This window comes from Dyella sp. Tek66A03, assembly GCF_052567735.1.
In genome coordinates this window covers 681946-704236 of sequence record NZ_CP199584.1, presented here as the reverse complement: position 1 = coordinate 704236, position 22291 = coordinate 681946, and the positions used below count along the sequence as shown (strand labels likewise).

The 22291-nt window shown below is 63.2% G+C and carries 14 protein-coding genes; 8 read left to right on the top strand and 6 right to left on the bottom strand.

The genetic code is table 11. The features are described from left to right. Positions 1-10: 10 nt before the first annotated feature. The 3 genes from ACT01B_RS03050 to ACT01B_RS03040 form a co-directional block, all read right to left on the bottom strand. Positions 11-2983, bottom strand: coding sequence for a TonB-dependent receptor plug domain-containing protein (locus ACT01B_RS03050; RefSeq protein WP_445145922.1), 2973 nt, complete (start codon positions 2981-2983; stop codon positions 11-13). Positions 2984-4000: 1017 nt separating this feature from the next. Next, complete coding sequence (locus ACT01B_RS03045) at positions 4001-6997, bottom strand: TonB-dependent receptor domain-containing protein (RefSeq protein ID WP_445145921.1); 2997 nt, start codon at positions 6995-6997, stop codon at positions 4001-4003. A gap of 431 nt (positions 6998-7428) precedes the next feature. After that, complete coding sequence (locus tag ACT01B_RS03040; protein ID WP_445147413.1) at positions 7429-8220, bottom strand: AMP nucleosidase; 792 nt, start codon at positions 8218-8220, stop codon at positions 7429-7431. A gap of 187 nt (positions 8221-8407) precedes the next feature. Here ACT01B_RS03040 and ACT01B_RS03035 point away from each other — a divergent pair, with 187 nt between their 5' ends. Together ACT01B_RS03035 and ACT01B_RS03030 are read left to right on the top strand one after the other, a co-directional pair. Further along, a complete protein-coding gene (locus tag ACT01B_RS03035) occupies positions 8408-9352 on the top strand; it encodes a DegV family protein (protein ID WP_445147412.1) in 945 nt (314 codons plus the stop codon). Positions 9353-9725: 373 nt separating this feature from the next. Continuing rightward, complete coding sequence (locus ACT01B_RS03030) at positions 9726-10361, top strand: DUF4124 domain-containing protein (protein ID WP_445145920.1); 636 nt, start codon at positions 9726-9728, stop codon at positions 10359-10361. A 235-nt stretch (positions 10362-10596) separates the two neighbouring features. Here the strand turns inward: ACT01B_RS03030 and ACT01B_RS03025 are convergent, their stop codons facing one another. Beyond that, positions 10597-11379, bottom strand: a complete 783-nt coding sequence (locus tag ACT01B_RS03025; RefSeq protein ID WP_445145919.1) for an SDR family oxidoreductase — start codon at positions 11377-11379, stop codon at positions 10597-10599. 102 nt (positions 11380-11481) lie between these two features. On the opposite strand from ACT01B_RS03025, the gene ACT01B_RS03020 reads away from it, so the two are divergent. After that, entirely contained in the window at positions 11482-11700 is a 219-nt protein-coding gene (locus ACT01B_RS03020) for a hypothetical protein (protein WP_445145918.1), read from the top strand. 63 nt (positions 11701-11763) lie between these two features. Beyond that, positions 11764-12588 (top strand): ABC transporter ATP-binding protein, encoded by an 825-nt coding sequence (locus tag ACT01B_RS03015; protein WP_445145917.1) that lies wholly within the window; start codon positions 11764-11766, stop codon positions 12586-12588. 69 nt (positions 12589-12657) lie between these two features. Here ACT01B_RS03015 and sppA read toward each other — a convergent pair whose 3' ends face one another. Together sppA and ACT01B_RS03005 are read right to left on the bottom strand one after the other, a co-directional pair. Further along, entirely contained in the window at positions 12658-14523 is a 1866-nt protein-coding gene (gene sppA, locus ACT01B_RS03010; protein WP_445145916.1) for a signal peptide peptidase SppA, read from the bottom strand. Positions 14524-14675: 152 nt separating this feature from the next. Continuing rightward, positions 14676-16043, bottom strand: coding sequence for an MATE family efflux transporter (locus tag ACT01B_RS03005; RefSeq protein WP_445145915.1), 1368 nt, complete (start codon positions 16041-16043; stop codon positions 14676-14678). Between the two features lie 127 nt (positions 16044-16170). Between ACT01B_RS03005 and ACT01B_RS03000 the strand changes: the two genes are divergently transcribed. From ACT01B_RS03000 to tal, 4 genes are all read left to right on the top strand, one after another. Further along, positions 16171-17289 (top strand): DUF3667 domain-containing protein, encoded by a 1119-nt coding sequence (locus ACT01B_RS03000; RefSeq protein ID WP_445145914.1) that lies wholly within the window; start codon positions 16171-16173, stop codon positions 17287-17289. Positions 17290-17751: 462 nt separating this feature from the next. Further along, on the top strand, positions 17752-19920 hold the full coding sequence (locus tag ACT01B_RS02995) for a primosomal protein N' (RefSeq protein WP_445145913.1): 2169 nt from the start codon (positions 17752-17754) through the stop codon (positions 19918-19920). Positions 19921-19983: 63 nt separating this feature from the next. Then, the gene (locus ACT01B_RS02990; protein WP_445145912.1) at positions 19984-21294 is read left to right on the top strand and encodes an NAD(P)/FAD-dependent oxidoreductase; all 1311 of its coding nucleotides are present in this window, start codon (positions 19984-19986) and stop codon (positions 21292-21294) included. A 31-nt stretch (positions 21295-21325) separates the two neighbouring features. Continuing rightward, positions 21326-22285 (top strand): transaldolase, encoded by a 960-nt coding sequence (tal, locus tag ACT01B_RS02985; RefSeq protein ID WP_445147411.1) that lies wholly within the window; start codon positions 21326-21328, stop codon positions 22283-22285. Positions 22286-22291 lie beyond the last annotated feature (6 nt).

Genomic DNA, 22291 nt, shown 5'->3' with positions numbered 1-22291 from the left:
TTCTATTGACTTAGAACTTGACCGTCACGCGAGCCCAGAAGTAGCGGCCCATCAGGTCGAAGTCGCTCGGGTCGGTATTGGCATTGAGCGTGTTGTTCGCGTACAGCATAGGCGGCTGCTTGTCGAACAGGTTGTTCACGCCGAAGTCCACACGGGTGTTGATCGGGGCGATGTTGTAGCCGACCGACACGTCGTTGTAGACGGTTGAACCGTAATGCAGGATCGTGCCCGAATTGCCATCCGGGAAGCTGTCCTGCGGCGAACCCGTCGGAGCGCCGTTCTGGAACGTACCGATGTAGCGCATACGCCACTGAGCACTCCAGCCACCCTGCTGCCAGCTCGCGTAACCCTGTGCGCGCCAACGCGGGAACAGGCAGACGCCGGCGTTATCCGGGCAGGCCGCCGAAGCCGCCGAGCCATAAGGCAGGAAGTGACCCGCGTTCTTGTAGACGTCCGCTGCCGCGACACCAGGCGCCGTATCCTGGTTGTAGTACTTCAGATAGGTCGCATTGAGGCCAACGTTGAACTGGCCGAAGGAGAACTGCGGCAGCTTGTAGTTGGCCGACCAGTCAATACCACTGGTACTGATGGAGCCGAGGTTTGCTACCGGCTCAATCGTGGCGGGCGAGATCTGGCCCGTGGCATCGCGAACGATGAAGCGGCAGTACTGCGTCGCACCGGCAGCGCAGACATTGAGCAGGCTCTGCAGACCCACGGTGGTGATGGTGTCCTGCAGGTTCACGCGCCACACGTCGACCGTGGTGGACAGGCCAGGAACGTACGAAGGGCTATACACGAGGCCGAAGTCGTACGAGGTACCGTGCTCCGGCTTGATCGGCACGCCCGCAACGCGGGAACCCTGCACGATCGTACCGGCCTGGGTGCGTCCAGTAATATTGTCGTTCGTAAACGTACCATTGGTCGGCACGTTCACGCAGGCCAAGGCCAGCGGCGAACCTGCGGGTGCACCCGTGTAACCGGTACACGGATCGGTATGGATCAGCGGCGCATCAGAGCCAGAAGCATACAGCTCGGTCAGCGACGGGGCGCGGAACACGTCTTCCATGGTGCCGCGCAGCAGCAAGTCGTCGAACGGCTTGTATTCGATCGCAAACTTGAAGTTGTTCGTGCTGCCGAAACCCTGGATACGCGAGTAACGGTCACCGACGGTGAGGTTCAGCGACTGCACACCCGGCAGACCGGCGAGCACCGGAATGAACGTTTCGGCGTAGAGGTCCTTGGTGTTGTAACCACCCTGCACGGCACTGAGACACTGGCTACCCAGGACGCAGCTACCGGTGGTGGGGTCGATCACCAGCTGCGGCGACGGGACCGCGTGCTCGTAGTCCTTGCGATATTCGAAACCAGCGGCCAACTGCACGGCACCGGCCGGAAGGGTGAACAACTCGCCGTTAAGGCCAGCGTGCCAGGTCTTCTGGAGGGTGTAGATGTTCGACGGAGCTGCAGTGCTGGCACCCCTGAGCGCGGCGACGCTGCCGGCCGAGTGGATGTCGAACGGATTGAATTGGCAGGCAACAGGGTCAACGCCAGCCGGGCACGTAGCGGAGCCATCCGGATTGAGCGTCGAAGGGCCCGTGTACAACTTGGTCTGATCAACCAAGCCCGTGGTCGTGATGGTCTCGCTCTGGTGGCCATAGTTGAAACCGACGTCCCAGTTCCAGTTCTTCTCAAGAACAGTGAAGTCACCCTTGAAGCCGGTGTTGATCTGGGCGTCTTCCCTGCCCGTGAAGGCTTGGCGGAAGCCAGCGGTGACCAGACGGGAACCGAACTTCCGGTCGGTCTTCGCAACGGGGGTCTGAAAGACGGCGCCGAACGGGTTGAACGCGTTAGCGCCTAGACCCGTTACCGGGTCCGGGCCGGCAACCACGGCGCCCGTGCCGGTGCCATACACAGCCGGTGCCAGCTGGAAATTGGCCGAGGTCTTCGCGTAGATCGCATCCAGGTAAGCGGTGACGTGGTCACCGAGGTGGTAGTCACCATTGATGAAGCCGCCGGTACGCTCCTGTGGGGTCATGATCAGGTTGACCGCCGCGTAGTTGTACTTGTCGGTGGTCGGGCCTGAGTTGTAGCAGTGGTAGTTGGCCGGCGACACAACATTACTGTTGGCACCCGGATTCAGGGTCACGTAGCCGGAGGAGACACCGCCACAGCCGCCCGGGAAGAGGCTCTTGAGGGCGGCCGGAAGCTGGATATGACCATACGGGGTGTTGGACGAACCACCAACGTTGACCTGGGTACCGGAAAGGCTGAGCGCATTCTTGGAGAAGGCGCGGTTTGCCGATACGACGCCGTCCTGCTTGTTGTAGTTCAGGCCGGCCATGATGCTTCCCTTGTCGGACGTCTGTCCGAAAGTGAAGGTATAGCCGCTCTGGTCACCGTCATTGCGATCGGACTGGCCGACGTTCGCGCTGAAGGTCGCCCCCTGGTAGCCCTTGCGCAGGATGAAGTTGACGACGCCGCCGATGGCGTCCGAACCGTAGGTCGCCGAGGCGCCGGTCGGCAGCACTTCGATGCGCTCGATCGCGTCGACCGGAATGGCGTTCGGATCCTTGCTGAGCAGGCGCTGGCCGTCGACCAGGATCAGCGTACGCTTGGATCCCAGGCCACGCAGGTTGATGCTTGAACTACCGCTACCGCCACCGTTGTTGGTCTGCGGGTTGACGTTACCGCCGGTCATGGCCGGCAGCTGCTGGACCAGGTCGCCAAGCGTCTGCTTGCCGGTGGCCTGGATCTGGGCGCGATCGATCGTCACAACCGGGCTGGCTGTCTCGACGTCCACACGGCGGATCAGCGAACCGGTCACGGTGACCGTTTCGAGAGTCTTGCTCTTGGTTTCCGGCGCCGTGGTGCTGGTCTGCGCGTCCTGCGCGAAAGCAGCAGTGCCGTAGGTGCTAGCAGCGAGCACACCCAGCGACAGAGCCAGACGCACCGACGTGCACAGTTTATTTTCCCCGAACTTCATTGAGACACCCTCCCGTTATTTATTTATGACTGGATTTGGAAAAAGTCCCCGCTCCAAACCTGCGCCCTACTCACCCATCACGGGGCGATCTTGTAGTCAAAGCGCCACGCATTTTATTGCGCTCTGCTTACGAATAGTCAACAAAATTTATACATTGTGCAACGGTATTTTCCCACGCATAATCGCAAGCTCCTGCGACTTGCGCTCGCCATCCTAACCCGTTTTGGACCGCACCCGGCGCTGCAGTGCGGGGCACCGATCCGGCTGACGCGAGCGCAAAACGACGGAATGCGCTAATCGCAGCGCATGGAATCCGGCCTCAGGGGAAGCTCCATCTCATTGATTTGCAATGATTTAACGCGGAGTCGACGGTAGGCATGCAAGCGCGAGGTCCTTGCACCCCAGTCAGGACGCCGAATCCGTTTCACTGCATCAATACCTCGCCGTATGCGACACCCAATAAATTGCGTTGCGACATCGTGATCGGCCATTTCGGTTTTTGATTCCTTCAGGAATCGAGGGTGATTCGCGGCCGACAATGGGCTTCACAAGCCATGTCGTCGGCAAACGCGGGGCGCGAATTGGCCATGGCGTCCGCCCCCAGGGCCGCACAGGAGTGCTCAAGGCTGCTCTTGAAATACTCGTCGCACGGTTGAACCCGCCCCCCCAAGCAGCTCCCTCGCCGCCAGGTGGCACGTTCGCCTGGGCGCGATTGCGAGACGCGCGGTGTGCCGCCCCGCCGCCCGGCGCCTCCGCGCTCAAAGGCGGCGTACCCCGGACAGGTCCAGGTGGACGCTGGCTTACCCGGCATTCCCCCTTGGCTCATTGGTGTGCCCAAGCCACGGCGGCATATAGATGCTTGGGGAACTCCATGCTGACGTGGTCATCCATGCCGCCAGCCGCCCGATCATCATCCTTCGGTGAGTGGGCATCACGCGAAAGAGTACGCATCACCGTCATAAAAAAGGCCGCGTGAATGATTCACGCGGCCCTTTGAGGTTGACGCTACGAGTCGAGTTAGAACTTGACCGTTACGCGAGCATAGTAATAACGGCCCATCAGGTCGAAGTCACTCGGGTCGGTGTTAGCGTTGAGGGTGTTGTTCGCGTACAGAATAGGCGGCTGCTTGTCGAAGATGTTGTTGACGCCAAAGTCCACACGCGTGTTGATCGGCGCGATGTTGTAGCCGAGCGAGACATCGTTATACATCGTCGAGCCGTAGTGCAGGATCGTGCCCGAAACGAAGTCCGGCTGCGTGTCGTATTGGGAGCCCGCGGCGCCGCCGTTGGAGAACCTACCAATCCAGCGCATACGCCACTGGGCACTCCAGCCATACTGCTGCCAATCCACGAAGCCCTGTGCACGCCAGCGCGGGAACAGGCAGATGCCCGTGTTATCGGGACAGGCAGCGGCCTGAGCGGAACCAAACGGCAGGAAGCGACCGGCATTCTGGTAGGTAATATTGCCGGGGACGCCTGGTGAGGTTTCCTGGGTGTAGTACCTCAGGTAGGTGGCATTGACGCCGACGTTGAACTGGCCAAACGAGAATTGCGGCAGCTTGTAGTTTGCCTGCCAGTCGATGCCGGCGGTGCTCAGGCTGCCCAGATTGCCGACCGGCTCAACGGTGGACTGCAGCAACTGGCCTGCATTCGGGCCGCTGGGCGTGCGGTGAATGTACTGACAATAGATGGTCGACCCGGCCGCACAAAGATTGAGCAGGCTTTGCAGGCCCACATTGACGATGGTGTCCCTCAGCTGCACACGCCAGAAGTCGACCGTGGTGGACAGGCCTGGCACATACGACGGGCTATACACCAGACCGAAGTCATACGAAGTGCCGTGTTCCGGCTTGACCGGGAAACCCGCCACGCGAGCACCTTGTATGACCGTGGAGGCCTGGGTCTGCGACACCACCGAAGTGTTCTGGAACGTGCCATTGGGCGGCACGAACTGGCAGGCCATGGCCAGCGGTGAGCCCGCCGGCGCGCCGGTGTAGCCGGTACAGGGATCGGTATGGATGAACGGCGCATCCGAACCCGAGACGTAGAGCTCGGTGAGGTTAGGCGCGCGGAACACATCTTCCATCGTGCCACGCACCAACAGGTCGTCGATCGGCTTCCATTCAAGCGCGAACTTGAAGTTGTTCGTGCTGCCAAAGGTCTGGATGCGCGAATAACGGCTACCGATGGTCAGGTTAAGCGACTGCACGCCCGTCATGCCAGCCAGGATCGGAATGAACGTTTCGGCGTAAATTTCCTTGGTGTTGTAACCACCCTGCACGGCGCTGAGGCACTGGCTGCCCAGAGCGCAGGTGCCGGTGAGGGGATCGATCACCAGCTGCGGTGCCGGGATGGACCGCTCGTACTCCGTACGGTACTCGGCACCGACGGCCAGCTGTATGGCACCGGCCGGGAGGGTGTACACCTCGCCGTTAAGACCGGCGTGCCAGGTCTTTTCGATCGTGTAGAGGTTGGAAGGAGCCGCTACATTCGCCGCCTTGATCGCCGCAATCGAACCTGGCGTATTGATGTCGAACGGATTGAATTGGCAGGCCACCACGCTGGGGCAATTTGGGCTGGTCGCAAGACCATCCGCGCCAATGGTGGATGTGCCCGTATACAGCTTGGTCTGGTCGACCAGGCCACCGGTCGTGGTCACGACGCTCTGGTGGCCGTAGTTGTAGCCAACGTCCCAGTTCCAGTTCTTCTCCCAGACCGTGAAGTCGCCCTTGAAGCCGGTATTGACCTGGGCGTCGTCCCTGCCGACCCCAGCCGTACGATTGCCATTCGAGGTCAGGCGTGAACGGAACTGGTTACCGCTGGTGCCAAAACTCGTGCCGAACTGGTTGAAGGCGTTAGCGCCTAGACCCGTTACCGGGTCCGGGCCGGCAATATTCGCGCCCGTTGTATCGGAGCCATACACCGCCGGTGCCAACTGGAAGTTGGACGAGGTCTTGGTATAGATGGCATCCACGTAAGCCGTCACGTGGTCGCCGAGGTGGTAGTCACCAAAGATGTAGCCGCTGGTACGCTCCTGCGGGGTCATGATCAGGTTGACCGACGCGTAGTTGTACTTGTCAGCGTTGGTGTAGCAGTGATAGTTCGCCGTGTTGACTATCTGGCTGTTGCCACCCTTGCTCAGTGATACGTGCGAGCACCCCCCGAACTGGTCCGCCAGACTGCCAGGGATGACGTTTCCGTTGGCGTCAAACCCCGGCAACTGGATGTAGCCCACCGGTGTGGATGATGAACCACCGACGAACACCTTGCCGTGCGACAGGGTCAGCGCATTCTTGGAGAAGTCTCGTGCGGATGAAGAGACGGGATCCTGCTTGTTGTAACTAATGCCTCCCATGATGCTTCCCTTGTCGGACGTCTGCCCGAAAGTGAAGCTATAGCCGGTCTGGTCACCGTCATTGCGATCGGACTGACCCACGTTGGCGGTGAACGTCGCACCCTGGTAGTTCTTGCGCAGGATGAAGTTGACCACGCCGCCGATGGCGTCCGAACCGTAGGTCGCCGAAGCGCCGGTGGGCAGCACCTCGATGCGCTCGATCGCATCGACTGGAATGGCGTTCGGATCCTTGCTCAGCAGGCGCTGGCCATTGACCAGGATCAGCGTGCGGCGTGAACCCAGGCCTCGCAGGTTGATGGTGGAAGCGCCGGTACCGCCGCCGTTGTTGGTCTGCGGATTGACGTTGCCGCCGGTCATCGCCGGCAGCTGCTGCACCAGGTCGCCCAGGGTCTGCTTGCCGGTAGCTAGGATCTGGGCGCGGTCGATGGTGACGACCGGGCTGGACGTCTCGACGTCAACGCGGCGAATCAACGAACCGGTCACGGTGACCGTCTCAAGCGTCTTGCTCTTGGCCTGATCCGGCGGCGGTGGCGGTGGTGGCGGCGCGGCGGTCTGCGCATCCTGCGCGAAAGCTGTGGTGCCATAAACGCTAGCTGCGAGCATACCGAGCGACAGCGCCAGGCGCACCGACGTGCAAAGTTTATTTTCCCCGAACTTCATGAGACAGCCTCCCATTATTAGTGTGACTGGATTTGGAAAAGTCCCCGCCCAAATCCGCGCCAAATGAACCCAAACATTAGGGATAGGCCAGAGGCCTAAGCGCTGGGCATTTATCACGCTTTACTTACAGATAGTCAATAAAATCTATACAGCAAGAAATAACCGTTGAAATTAAATATGAACGAACAAAATATCGATTATGTGTAGACTACGTGAATAACAATTGCGGATTATATTTCGCTAACTTTCACGCGTTCTTCATTATTTCGAATATAATTTCGAGATGACTTGATTTGTTAATCCATCGGGCAAGCAAAGCCGCCCGCTATTGGCAGACAATCATGGGTTTGCAGTGAAACGACGGTGAAAAAACCGTGTGCCTGGGCCGGCGTCGTGCGACGCCTGGCCCGGGCTTTTAATAATCACCGGCGCTAGTCGAATCCGGCGTCGTCCTCAAAGCGCAGATGCTTCACGCTGCGCCCATTGCGACGCACCAGCTTCAGGGCCTCGATACCAATGCGCATGTGGCGCTCGACAAACTGCGCCGTGACACCACGGTCGCTGGCCTCGGTTTTGATGCCTTCGGGAATCATGGGCTGATCCGACACCAATAACAGGGCACCACAAGGAATCTTGTTGGCAAAGCCAGCCGCGAAAATAGTGGCCGTTTCCATATCCACGGCCATGCAGCGGGTGCGCCGCAGATAATCCTTGAACCCCTCGTCATGCTCCCAGACCCGGCGGTTGGTGGTGTACACCGTGCCGGTCCAGTAGTCGTGGCCGAGGTCGCGGATGGTGGTGGAGACGCCGCGCTGCAGTTGGAAGGCCGGCAGCGCCGGCACTTCCGGCAACAGATAGTCGTTGGACGTGCCCTCGCCGCGGATGGCGGCGATCGGCAACACCAGGTCGCCGATTGCGTTCTTCTTCTTGACGCCACCACATTTGCCCAGGAACAACGCCGCCTTGGGCCGGATAGCGCTGAGCAGGTCCATCACCGTGGCGGCGTTGGGGCTGCCCATGCCGAAATTGATCAGCGTGATGCCATCGGCGGTCGCGTTCGGCATGGGCCGATCGCGACCCTGCACATCCACGCCGTGCCATTGCGCGAACTGTTCCACGTAATGGCCAAAATTGGTCAGCAGGATGTGTTCGCCGAACAGCTCCAGTGGCGTACCGGTATAGCGCGGCAGCCAGTTGGAGACGATTTCCTGTTTGTCCTTCATAAGACCCTTTGAGGTCGGCGCAGCCTTGGGATAGCTGCGCGTTACCGGCGACGCCACGCCGGCAAGATGCCAGATCAGTGCGCGCATCTTACTCGCGACAACGGGCTGGACATCACCCATTCGTCGGGGTCGGCAGCCTTCACCGCCCATGCTATGTTGGCAACGCCGTTCACTGGGGGGTGACATGATGCGGATGGGGTTGGCCATCGACGCGTCCTGCGATATACCGCAGGCGTTTCTACAGAAACACAATATCGCGGTAATGCCCATTACCGTGCGCGTCGATGACGAGGTGTTCCTCGACAATCGCAGTCAGGTCGAACTGCATCGTTTTCTCGATCGCAACCTCGGCAGCCGTAGCCATTCGGCCGAAACCGAGCCCTGTTCCGTCGAGGAAGTACAAAAGCTGTTTCTCGAAAAGCTCGTGCTGGAGCAGGACTGCGTGTTCTGCCTCACCATCACGGCCACGCGCAGCCCGATCAACGAACACGTGATCAAGGCCAGCTTCGCGGTGCTCAAGAACTATCGCGCCGTGCGCGAAAAAAGCGGCATCACCGGCCCCTTCCTGATGCGCGTCATCGACACGCGCAACCTGTTCGCGGGTGCCGCACCGGCCATCGTCGAGGCCATCCGGCTGATTGAAGCCGGCGAGACACCCGCCGCCATCCGCGAACGCCTGACCTACATCGCCAACAATTCCTACGGCTACATGCTGCCGCGCGACCTCTACTACTTGCGCGCACGCGCCAAGAAAAAGGGCGATCGCAGCGTCGGCCTGATCAGCGCCATGCTGGGCTCGGCCCTGGATATCAAGCCACTGCTGCGCGGCTATCGGGGCGACACCGGCCCGGTCGGCAAGGTGCGCGGCTTCGAGCACGGCGCCGAGACCTTGTTCAACTACGCGGCCGAAAGAGTGCGCGCGGGTCTGCTGGTGCCGGTGGTCTGCGTCAGCTACGGCGGCGACCTGGCCGAACTTGCCAAGCTGCCGGGCTATGCTCCGCTGCGCACCGCCTGCGAAGAGTTCGGCGTGGAACTGATGGAAGCCCCCATGAGCATCACCGGCATGGTCAACGTGGGCGAAGGCGCCGTGACCCTGGGTTTTGCCGCCGAGGAACACGTCGCCGAATTCTAAGAGCCTGTCTAAAGTCTCCGCGTGGCCCGCGTTGAGTCCGTGCGCCCGCCAGGGAGCGAGGCGTGGTGAAGCGCCTGCACGCGGGGAGGCGCCATGGATGGCGCCGGCTTTGAGGAGCGAGGACTGGCCGTCAGGTCGAGCCGCGCGTCGGTTCCTGGCGGGCGCACGGACTCAACCCTCCGGGCCGGGTCTGTTTGCCCGCGGGCCGGCGTCATCACTCGGTCGTGTACGGACGTACACTCCTCACTCCTCAAAGCCGGCGCCATCCATGGCGCCTCCCCGTGTACCCTCCTTCTTCCTTGGCCTGCGCGCAAACAGCTCCCGGTGCGGGCCACGCGGAGACTTTAGACAGGCTCTTAGAGCAGGCTCTCGCATGATCCGTCTGTTGGTCCTGATGCTCCTCCTATGCGCTGGCCTGCCGGCTGTCGCCGGCACGGCCTACAAATGCACCACGGCCGATGGCAGGGCGATCTATCAGGACAAGCCCTGTCCCGGGACCCAGCGCCAGCAGACCTTGCAGTTGGACGATACCAAGCCAGTGACACGTCCAGCGCCGGCGCCCGCCCCCGCGGCCACCGTCGCGGCGGAGCCATCGCCGCCACCCGAGCCGGTCGAACCGTTGCCTCCCTTGCCGCTGATGTATACCTGCATCAGCGCCACCGACGGCAAGACCTATCTCAGCGACAACGGTGACCCACAACCGTACCAGGTGCCCTACGGCATCCTCGGCGCCGGGTCGCTGCCGCTGTCGCAGGTCTACGGACCACCCAACAGCGCCGGTGCATCCGCACCCGAACTCAATCGTGGCCGCATACGGCCGGGGCTGATCGCAAACTACTTCGTATGGGTACAGGACCAGTGCCGCGAACTGACGCCGCAGGAAACCTGCCACGCACTGCGCGAGGATTTGGATGCCACCGAGACCAAGCTCAAGCGCGCGTTCAAAAGCGATCAACCGCCGCTGGAAAAACGCGAACAGGAATTGCGCGAGCAGCTACGCGGCTGTTGAGGGGAGAGCGTTGCGCATTTTTTGCGCAATGCCATGCAAGTCACCGCCACGCAAGGCCGTTGCAGAGTTTTCCACAGGCTTGCTACCAGGCTTTCCCCAAATCCTGTGGAAAACTGCGTGGCGCGTGACGCCAAACTGAGCAGGATGATGAAATCGTCGCGCTGACAAGCATTTGCGGTGTCTATCCACAGGCTAGTCCTACCGCTGTCCACACCCGCTGTGGATAAGCGCTCGATCAAAACCCGTAGTTAAGGAAGCCGCCATCCACCGCCAGCACCTGGCCGGTGATGTAGCTCGCGGCAGGCAGGCACAGGAAGGCAATCGCCGCAGCCACCTCCTCCGGTTCGCCAATCCGGCGCAATGGCGTGCGATCGAGCACTTCGTCCAGATACTCATCGTCGGCCAAGGCCGGCTCCGAGCGCTGCGTGCGGATGTACCACGGCGCCACCGCATTGACGCGAATACCATCGGTGGCCCACTCCACGGCGAGGTTGCGCGTGAGCTGATGCAAGGCCGCCTTGCTCATGCCATAAGGCGAACCGGTACGCACGTGCGTCACGCCCGAAACCGACCCTACATTCACGATCGCCGCATGGGCATGCTGCACGAGCTGCGGATGGGCGAGCCGGCACATCTCGAAAGCGGAGAACACATTCTGTTCGAAGATCGCGTGGTATTCGTCCTCGCGATAGGCCAACGTCGGCGCGGGCTGGTTGCCACCCGCGTTGTTGACCAGCAACGACAGCGGCGCACCGAGATCGGCCACCCAATCGAAGACTGCCAGCCGCTCCTCCTGCTCGCCGAGATCCGCGCCGAAGGCCATCACCTCGATGCCGGGAAAATCGTCGACCAACTCCACGCGTACCTGTTCGAGGTAATCGACATCGCGTGCGACCAGCAGCAGGTTGGCGCCGAGGCCGCCCAACTCGCGCGCGGCGGCATAGCCAATGCCCTTGCTGGCACCGGTGATCAAGGCGGTATGGCCCTGCAGTTGCCAGGCGTCGATTCGACTGTTCATGCGCGAAGCATAGAGCCTGTTCCGGCCTCCCTCCAACCGGGTCATGCTTGCCGCCTTCGCCGCCAGGCGTAACACTGAGGCGGACACTAACGAGGATCGTCCATGAAATGGCTTGCCCCGACGCTCTGTCTCTGCGCCCTCGCCGCCTGCTCCGGCAAGCCGCCAGAACCGCAATCCCAGCCTGCGGCGGCCAGCACCGCCCGCGTCGCAACGCCTTGGGACAACATGAAAAAAGACGAACAACGCGCCCGTGATGTGCAGAAGACGGTCGACCAGCAAGCCGAGAAACAGCGCCAGGCGATGCAAACGGCCGAGCAATGAGCGCCTCACGCCCCTTAACCAGGGGCTTGGCAAATCGACGTCCATACGGGCATCGTGTCCAGCATGAACGCCCCTTCCCCCGATGACCTGGGCAACGTGCCCCTGTTGGAGATCGACGACGCCAGCGTGATGCGCGGCGATCGCCTTATCCTTGACCGCTTCAGCCTGCGCATCAACGCGGGCGAGCATACCGCCATCCTCGGCGCCAACGGTGCCGGTAAATCCACCCTGGTAAGGCTTATCACGCGCGAGATCTATCCACTTGCGCGCGGCGACGGGCGCGCGTCCATGCGCGTGTTCAATCGGGATCGCTGGCATGTGTCCGAGTTGCGCGGCCTGCTGGGCATCGTCTCGCCTTCGCTGCAGGACGACTGCAGCAGCGACGCCGTGCTGGAAGTCTCCGAAGCCGTACTGTCGAGTTTCTTCGCCGCACGCCGCCTGGGACTCGATCATCGCGTTACCGCATCCATGCGCGATCGCGCCGACGAGGCCTTGCGACACGCCGGCGCGGAGCATCTGCTCGGACGCCGCATGGCCAGCCTGTCTACGGGTGAAGCGAGGCGCGTGCTGATTGCGCGCGCCCTGGTGCATCGCCCTCGCGCGCTCTTGCTCGATGAGCCATGTGCAGGCCTCGACATGGCCAGCCGTCGACGCTTCCTGGAAAGCCTGCGCCAGCTTGCCCGCAACGGCACCACGCTGTTGCTGGTCACCCATCACATCGAAGAGATCCTGCCTGAGATCACCCAGGTGGCCCTATTGCGCGACGGCCAGCTGGTGCAGCACGGCGACAAGGCCGAGGTGCTTACCGATGCCGCCTTGTCCAAGACGTTTGACATGCCGGTACGCGTGCAGCGGCACGGCGACTACTACAGCGCAGCGGTCGAATAACCCATCGCAAACATGAAGAAGCCCCGGTTCGACCGGGGCTTCTCTTCACTGAAGCGGCTGCGCCAGGGCTCAGCGCGGCGCGCAGAAACAGTACGCGTAGACGTTGGGATGACCTGCCTTGGCGTTACGCAACAGCTTCAACTCCGGCGCCATCGCATCGATCTGCGCAACCCATGCCGGCAGGTGCACGCCATAGGCCTGGGCGACCTGCACCATGGCGTTGTCATTGAGCCCCACCAGGAATTGCTCGAAGCCACCGAGCGGCTCTTCCACGTAGCGCACCGCGTAAGTCTTGCCCAGCTTCGCGCGGGAGGCGGCGTCGGCCACCGCCTCGCCCAGGCCACCAAGCTGATCGACCAGTCCACGCTCGAGTGCCTGCTGTCCGGTCCACACGCGACCCTGCGCGATGGTGTCGACGGCGTCGTACTGCTTGCCGCGCGCCTTGGCGACCTGGCCAACAAAATCGCGGTAGCCCTTTTCGATGATCGCCTGAATCACGTTGCCGGCCTTGGGATCCAGCGGACGCGTGATATCGAAGCCTCCGGCGAGCGGGCTGGTGCTGACGCCATCGCTCCTGACGCCGAGCTTGTCCAACGTGCCCGGCACCGTGAGCACCATGCCGAAGATGCCGATGGAACCGGTGATCGTATTGGGCTGCGCATAAATGCGGTCGGCATTCATGGAGATCCAATAGCCGCCGCTGGCGGCCACGTTGCCCATCGAAACCACCACGGGGATGCCGGCGGCGCGTGTCAGCGCGACTTCGCGACGAATCTGCTCTGCCGCATACACTTCGCCACCCGGCGAGTTGACGCGCAGCACCAGCGCCTTGGTGCGCTTATCCTGGCGGGCATCGCGGATCAGCTTCGCGGTGGACTCACCACCCACCTCGCCCTGCGGCTGCTTGCCGCCGGCAATCTCGCCCTCGGCCACCACCACGGATACACCGGGCGTGAACGTGCCATCGTCGCTAGGCAGGGTGTTGGCGTAACGCTGGAACGAAACCTGGCGGAATCCTTCGCCCTTCTTGCCGGCAGGCACGCCTTCCTTGCGCATCATGTTTTCCAGCTCGGCCGGCGTGGCCACGCCATCGACCAGATGCTGCTCAAGCGCGAGCTGGCCGAGATCGCCGCGCGTACTGGCGATCTGCTCCGGCAGGCCATTGATGTCGGCACGCAAGGTGGCGGGATCGAGCTTGCGCAGCTTCGCCACTTCGTCGATGTAGGTATCCCACAAGCCGCCCATCCAGAAACTGTCCGCTTCCTTCGCCTCGGGCGAGGCATGGTCGAGGATGTAGGGCTCGGCCGCGCTCTTGAACTGGCCCACGCGGAACAGGTGCACGTCCACACCAAGCTTGTCGAGCAGGTTCTTGTAGAACAGGCGGTAGTTGGCGAGGCCGGTAATCATCACGCCGCCCTGCGGATCGACGAGCACGCGATCGGCATGCGCGGCGAGGTAGTACTGGCCCTGGTCGAGATCCGCCGCCCATACGATCACCGGCTTGCCCGCAGCGCGAAAACGGTCCAGCGCCGCACCCACTTCGCGCAGCGCGGCAAAACCACCGCCCTGCATCTCACCGGGCTCGAGCAGGATGCGCGTGATGCGCGTGTCCTTGGCCGCCGCATCGATGGCGCCGACCAGATCACGCAGCTGCACCTGCCTGGGCGGGTTGCCGGAAAACGTCTGCACGGCGCGCTGCAGCGGATCGAGGCTGTATTGCTCGACCAGTTCGCCCTGCGGCTTGATCACCAGCACGCTGTCATTCTGCACGACGCGGTCGGCGCGGCTACTTATAAGGCCGACCGCCAGCACCAGCAGCAAGAGGAACAGGACGAAGAAAAAGACCAGGTTGAGGATGACCAGCCTGACCACGTTGATGCCGCGCCCAAAGACGCAGAGAAAGGCCCAAAAGCCGTTGGGGCGACGCTCCGTCATGCGAAGTTCCTCAGAATGTCCGCAACAGCGTAGCCGTTCGCGCGGCGCAGGTCATGTGGTGCTGACGACACATATGGTTGGCCTTGGCTCCTTCTCCCCAAAGGGGGCGAGGGAGCACGGCGCGTCGGCAGGCGGGCGCTACCAGAAAACCGTCAGCCTGGCCGCCGCCAGGTCGCATGGAACGCGTTGCGCCAGAACCGCGCGAACAGCAACACCGCGGCCATGCTGAGCCCGGCGATCAGGCCCATCCACATGCCTCGCGCACCCAGCCCCTGGTGGAACGCGAGCCACCAGCCCACCGGCATGCCGATCACCCAATAGGCGAACAGGGTGATGACCATTGGAACGCGCGTGTCCTTGAGACCGCGCAAGGCGCCGTTGGAGGTGACCTGGATGCCATCGGAGAACTGGAACAGGCCGGCCAGCACCATCAGTTGCGCAGCAAGCGCGATCACCGATGCATCATTCGTGTACAGGCGGGCGAGCAGATGCGGCATGCCCAGCATCACGCTGGAGGAAACCGCCTGCACGCCTAGCGCCAGGGCGATACCGCAGAAACCGGCATAGCGAACCCCGCGCGCGTCGTCGCGACCGACCGCGTTGCCAACCCGCACGGTGATCGCCATCGACAGACCCAGTGGAACCATGAAGGCAACGGTGGCCACGCTCAGGGCCACCTGATGACTGGCCACCACGGTTTCGCCCAGGGTCGCAATCGCCAATGCGACGGCCACGAACAGCCCGCCCTCTGCCAACAGGGTGACCGCCATCGGGCCGCCGATCTTTAGCAATTCGCCCAGGATTTTGCGGTTGGGCCACGCCATGCCAGCACGCAGGCCCAGGTCGCGATAAGCCGGGTGCTTGGCCACATAGATGGAGAAGCCGATCATCTCCAGCCACAGCACGATCGCCGTGGCGATGCCGCTACCCAGCGAACCCATCTGCGGCAGCCCGAGCCGGCCGTACATCATCACGTAGCCCAGCGGCGCCAACAGCAGCAGGCCGCCAAAGCTGAAGTACATCGAAGGCCTCGTCATCGAGAGGCCTTCGGACAGTCCGCGCAGCGCGAAATAACTGGTCAAGGCCGGGGCCGCCCAGCTGATCGCGTGCAGGAAATGCGTGACGTCGGTGCGCAAGGTCGGCACCACGCCAATCCAGTCGAGCAGCGGCGACGCGTGGCGTATCAGGAACCACAGCACGATGCCCATGCCCCAGGCCAGCCACAGCGCCTGTACGAAGACCGCGCCCACCTCGTGGCGACGGCCCGCGCCATCGAGCTGCGCCACCGACGGCGGCACGGCCATCATCATGCCCATGCCGCTGACCAGGGCGAGTGCCCAGATGCTCACTGCTGTGGTGACGGCCGCCTGCACATGCGCACTCAAATGGCCGGCCAGCACGGCATCGACAAAATTGGGGCCCACCGCCGCCAGCTGGGCAGCGATCAGAGGCAGGGCGAGGCGCACCGTGGCGCCGACCTCGTGCGCTACGCGGGCGCGATCGGGGCGGAAAGACTTCATGAAGGGGACTCCTGGGGCGTGGAGTCTACAGGAGCCAGGGAAGTGGCCGGCACCCTGGCCGCGTGTAGGTGCCGGCCGTCATCCGCTTGTGCCAAGATCGCTCGCTTGTTGAATCTGGGGTAGACACATGAAGAAGGAACTGGTGTCGTTCGAGGGCGTGCACTGCGCCAACTGCGCTGCGGCGATGCAGGGCGAGTTCTGCCACGAATGCGGGCAGTCCATCCATACCGTGCTCAGGCCCATGCATCACATGGTCGAAGACACGGTGGAAATGCTGCTGCATGTGGACGCGCGCGTGCTGAACACGTTGCCGCCACTGCTTTACCGCCCAGGCTTCCTGACCATGGAGTACTTCTCCGGTCGGCGCCAACGCTACGTGGCACCGTTTCGCATGATGTTTGTGCTGTGCCTGCTGGCGTTCTTCGTCTGCCACGTGGCCGTCGAGAATTTCAGCTTCGTCAAGGTCGACACCAGCGCCAGCGCAGGCACCGGCGAGTTCGCCAAGGACCTGACGGGCGATGCCGTGCGCGCGCATTACCAGCAGCTGCATGACGACACCCACAAAGGCACATCCGAGACGAAGGTGGAGCGCGCGGCGATCAAGAACGCCCTTGCCTCAAAGCGTGACCAGGCCAATCATCGGCTCGAGCAGCTCGGGGCCGCACCCTTGGAGACGCGTACCGCCGACGACTGGAACTTCCAGCACAAGCAGGTACATCTGAGCTGGCTCACCGACGGCATGAACGCCAGCTTCAACCGTTCGGTAGACCACGCGATCGTCAATATGAAGGGCGTCGCAAACGGCGGCGAGGAAGGCGCCGACGCACGCGAACGTATCCTCGCCGGTACGTTCGCCGTGTTGCCGCAGACGCTGTTCTTCCTGATGCCCCTGTTCGCCCTGCTGTTGAAGGTGGTGTACATCTTCAGGCGGCGGCTTTATATGGAACACCTGATCGTGGCGTTGCACAGCCACGCCTTCCTGTTCCTCTCCCTCCTGCTCGGCATGCTGCTGGTGCTGCTGCGCGGCTGGCTGGTGCCGCACGCCGCCTGGGTCGCCACGCCGCTGACCTTCCTCTGCTGGGCACTGCTGGTGTGGGCACCGATCTACCTGCTGCTCATGCAGAAGCGGGTGTATCGCCAAGGCTGGTTCATGACCACGGTCAAATACCTGTTCCTGGGCTGGTGCTACTGCTGGCTGTTCGGGTCTGCGCTCGGTGTTGCCGCCTTTCTCGGCCTGTCGCATTGAGGTGCATGGTTTGTGATGCCCATCACACAAAACCCGTGCAACCGCGCGGGTTTGCAGGGCAACCAGGAAGGTCCGGATAGGGGTTTTACACAGCGTCACATGGCTGTCAAGGCAAGTCCCGTGCCTATGTCAGTTGTATGAACGCCAGCCGAGTAAGAATTTTAACCACTTGAATTTAAAGACTATTTCATCATGGTTAAAACTTACGCAGAACGTCATGAACGCCGTTTTCATGCGCCTGAAAGCACTCCCTCAACGTTGCATCCACAGACTTATCCACAGCTGCTGTGGATAAATGGAAAAGACCCCTGCCAAGAGTCACTTAGCCCCGACTCCTAGATGACGGGGCAGCTATCGGATGCAAGCTGCGGCCAGCCGACCATTCGCCACCGCACGTAGCACTTCGTCGCACCATCCCGGAGCTTAACGACCCCGGTTACACTGAGCCGCCACGAGGTGTTCATGCCCGCCGTCCTTCGCGTCGCGCTCCCGGTTCCGCTGCCGACCCTGTTCGACTACCTGCCGCCTGCGGCAGGCGTGGCGAGCGTGGGTAGCCGCGTGCTGGTCCCGTTCGGCAAGAGCACGGCCGTAGGCATCGTGGTGGCGTGCGATGTCGAAACCGCCGTAGGGCAGGCCCGGCTTAAGCAAGCGCTGCGCGTGCTGGACGACGACGCCCTGCTCGACAGCGAGTTGATGACCACCCTGGCCTGGGCTGCCGACTACTGGCTGGGCGCTCCCGGCGAGGCGTATGCCAATGCGCTGCCGCTGGCCTTGCGCGAAGACCGCGCCCTGCCAGACACGCGGGAGGAAATGTGGGAGCTCACCCAGGCCGGTCGCAGCGCGCTCGATGCCGCCAGCCGCCGTGGCCGCAGCCGCGCCTTACTGGAAACACTGGCGGCCGGGCCGCTCACCGCCGATGTGCTCCATGAGGCGCTGCCCGGCTGGCGCGATGCAGCGCGTCGATTGTCGGAGGCCAGCTTGATCGCGCGGGTCGAATCCCGGCTCGCTACCCATACGCCCTCCACGGTGGCGCCGGCCCTGAGCGCCGAACAGCAGCAGGCGGTGACGACGATCGGCGCATCGCTGGGCCGGTTTCAGCCGTTCCTGCTCGATGGCGTCACCGGCAGCGGCAAGACCGAGGTGTATCTGGCGCTGATCGAACAGGTCATCGCCCAGGGCAAGCAGGCGCTGCTGCTGGTGCCGGAAATCGGCCTCGCGCCACAGACCGTACGGCGGCTGCGCGATCGGCTTGGCGTGTCGGTGCAGGTGCTGCATTCCAATCTGGCCGAAGGCGATCGCGCGCGCGCCTGGCTGCGCGCACGCACGGGGGAAGCCAAAGTCATCCTGGGCACCCGCTCGGCCGTGTTCACTCCACTTCCCCATGCTGGCCTGATCGTGGTCGATGAAGAGCACGACAGCGCCTATAAACAACAGGAAGGTTTCCGCTATCACGCGCGCGATCTTGCCTTGCTGCGCGCGCGCGCGCTCAACGTGCCCGTGGTGCTGGGCTCGGCGACACCATCGCTGGAATCCCTGGCCAATGTGAAAGCCGGTCGCTACCAGTCGCTGCATCTGCGGGCGCGGCCAGGCGCCATCCGGCCGCCGCAGGTACAGATCGTGGACATGCGTGCGCAACGGCTGGAACACGGCCTGTCGCCGGCCCTGCTCGCCGCGGTGGCCGACACCGTGGCGCGTGGCGAGCAAGCGCTGGTGTTTCGCAACCGTCGTGGTTATGCGCCCGTCTTGCTCTGCCACGCCTGCGGCTGGCATGCCGAATGCCCGCGCTGCGAACACCCGCTGACCTTGCATGCCGGCCGTCGCCAGCTGATCTGTCACCACTGCGATTACAGCGCGCGCGTGCCCGAGCAGTGCCCGGCCTGCCACGCACCCGACCTCAAGCCCCAGGGCCAAGGCACGGAGCGACTGGAAGAAGCCCTTGTTGCGCGCTTCACCGACGTGCCGGTGCTGCGCATCGACCGCGAGACCACGCGCCGGCGCGATGCGTTCGAGCAGCTGCTGGAGGGGCTGCATGAGGATCGTCCCGCGATCCTGGTCGGCACGCAGATGCTGGCCAAAGGCCACGACCTGCCCAACCTCACCCTCGTCGCGATCGTGGGCGTGGATGAAGGCCTGCACAGCGTGGATTTCCGCGCCAGCGAACGACTCGCCCAACTGGTGGTGCAAGTCGCCGGACGCGCGGGACGCGCCAGCAAGCCGGGGCGCGTGTTGCTGCAAACCCATCATCCGGATCATCCCCTGCTGCGCCAGCTGCTCGCCCAGGGTTATGCCGCGGCTGCCAGCAGCCTGCTCGATGAGCGTCGCAGCATCGATCTGCCGCCCTACGGCCATCAGGTCTTGCTGCGCGCAGAAGCGCATCAGCGCGAACACGTGGATGCCTTTCTCGCCGACGCCAACGCTGCGCTGGCTGGTGCACCCTTGCAAATTGCCGGCCCGATGCCTGCCCCCATGCCCTTGCGCGCAGGCCGTCATCGCGGGCAGTTGCTGATCGAGGCCACCAGCCGCGGCGCCTTGCACGCGCTGCTGCGGCCCTGGCACCAGTCGCTGTGGCGCCTGCCTTCCGCGCGCCGCGTGCGCTGGTCGCTGGACGTCGATCCGATCGATCTCTACTGAGCAAAGACCGAAGGAAGCGATACCTTCCTACGCACCATGAACTCTTGCAGCGCGAGGCTTGGCATGGACGACAACAACGCACGTTCTCCCTCGACACCACCTCACGTGGTCATCCTCGGCGGAGGCTTCGGCGGGCTGGCCGCGGCCCGCGGGCTCGCGGACACCGAGGCTCGCATCACGCTGATCGATCGACGCAATCACCATCTGTTTCAACCACTGCTCTACCAGGTGGCCACCGCTGGCCTGTCGGCGCCCTCCATCGCAGCGCCCTTGCGGCAGATTCTGCGCAAGCAGACTAATGTCACCGTCTTGATGGACGAAGCCCTGGAAGTCGATCTTGCACGACGTCGCGTTCGATTGGTCAGCGGCGAGCTGGGCTACGACGCACTCATCGTCGCCACCGGTGCGACGCATGCGTACTTCGGGCATGACGAATGGGAAGCCCACGCGCCGGGGCTCAAAACGCTGGACGATGCTTTCACCGTTCGTCGCCGGGTACTGCTGGCCTTCGAGCGGGCCGAACGCGAGGACGATCCGGCACGACGGCAGCAGTGGCTCAACTTTGTCGTGGTCGGCGGCGGCGCGACCGGCGTCGAACTCGCCGGCACGCTGGCTGAACTCGCCCGACACACCCTGCCACGCGAATTCCGTCGGGCCGATCCGCGCCAGGCGAATGTCTTGCTGGTGGAGGCTGGGCCGCGGCTCTTGCCTGCCTTCGATACGGACCTCTCCGAAAAGGCGCGTCGGCAGCTGCACAAGCTCGGCGTCGACATACGGCTCAACACCGCCGTGACCGCCATCGACAGCAACGGCGTCATGCTTGGTGACACGCCGTATACCGCACGCACGGTGCTGTGGGCTGCGGGTGTCGCCGCGTCACCCCTGGGCCGGGTGCTGGGCGCGCCCGTGGACCGCGCGGGACGCGTGCTGGTGCGGCCGGATCTCAGCCTGCCGGGTCATCCGGAAGTTTTTGTGATCGGCGATCTGGCCAGTGTCACGCAGGAGAGCGGCCAGCTGGTTCCCGGCGTGGCACCCGCCGCCAAGCAGATGGGCCGTTACGTCGCCGATGTGCTTCGGGCCGGTTGGCGCGGCACCCCGCTCACGCGCCCGTTCCGTTATCGCGACGATGGCGTGCTGGCGACCATTGGGCGCATGGCCGCCGTAGCGCAGTTTGGCCGCCTGAAGCTGTCCGGCCTGCTGGCCTGGTGGGTATGGCTGCTGGCGCATGTGACCTTTCTGATTGGCTTCCGCAACCGGCTGGTGGTACTGCTGGACTGGGGCTGGTCATACTGGACGTACCAGCGCCATGCACGCATCGTCACCGGGTCCGATACGCCATCGCGTGCTCCACAGCCCTTGCCTGACGACGAGTAGCGTGGAGAATCAACGCTTCACCCAGACGGAAATCGACGTGCCTTCCCAACTAGAACAACTGCGCCAGTACACCACCGTAGTCGCCGACACCGGTGACATCGAGGCCATCGCCCGCTATCGGCCGGTGGATGCCACCACCAACCCCTCCCTGCTGCTTAAGGCTGCCGAGCTGCCGGCGTACGCGCCGCTGATCGATGAAGCCGTGCAATGGGCAAAGTCCAAGAGCCATTCGCGCGAGCAGCAGCTGGTGGACGCAGGCGATCACCTCGCCGTGGCCGTCGGCCGCAAGATCATCGAACTGGTGCCGGGTCGTGTTTCCACCGAGGTCGATGCGCGCCTGTCGTTCGACACGCATGCCACCATCGCCAAGGCCGAGCGTCTGATCGAGCTTTACGCGCAGGCCGGCGTGCCGCGCGAGCGCATCCTGATCAAGATGGCGTCGACGTGGGAAGGCATTCGCGCCGCCGAACAGCTGGAGAAGCGCGGCATCCAGTGCAACCTCACCCTGCTGTTCTCGTTCGAGCAGGCCGTGGCCTGCGCCGAGGCAGGCGTGTTCCTGATCTCGCCGTTCGTCGGCCGCATCATGGACTGGTATGTGACGAACACGTCCACCAAGAGCTATGCACCGGACGAAGATCCCGGTGTGCAGTCGGTGCGTCGTATCTATGCCTGGTACAAGGAACACGGCTTCCATACCGTGGTGATGGGCGCGAGCTTCCGCAACGTCGGCCAGATCCAGGCGTTGGCAGGCTGCGATCGACTCACCATCAGCCCCGACCTGCTCGAAAAGCTGGAGCAGGATGCGTCGCCTCTAGCCCGCGCGCTAAGCGACGACGGCGCCCGCCAGGCCAAGCCTGCACCGCTCAGCGAGGCAGGCTTCCGCTGGGGCCATAACGAAGACGCCATGGCTACGGACAAGCTCGCCGATGGCATCCGCAAGTTTGCGGCCGACCAGCGCAAGCTGGAAACGCTGCTGGCGGCCAAACTCTAGCGCGGA